Source organism: Patiriisocius sp. 208BN25-11 (assembly GCF_058147145.1).
In genome coordinates this window covers 1-209 of the sequence record NZ_JBYVJY010000199.1, presented here as the reverse complement: position 1 = coordinate 209, position 209 = coordinate 1, and the positions used below count along the sequence as shown (strand labels likewise).

At 42.6% G+C, this 209-nt stretch carries 1 protein-coding gene; it reads left to right on the top strand.

Features of this window, described 5'->3' with window-relative positions:
* On the top strand, positions 1 to 209 hold a 209-nt coding region (locus ACY2RS_RS16120; RefSeq protein ID WP_490099653.1), incomplete at both ends, for a hypothetical protein.

Sequence of the window (209 nt, the reverse complement as noted above, 5' to 3'; positions counted from 1 at the left end):
ACAGTAGTAGTGGAGGATAGCACAATTGATGCAGTCGATGATGATTATAGTGGCACACCAATTAGTGGTGCCGATGGCGGAACAACTCCAAGTGTATTTGATAATGATACCTTAAATGGAACACCATTCACACCAGCAGATGTAAATGCAACTGTGACGGATGATGATGGAAGTGGAATCACAATCAATCCTGATGGAACGTTAACCGT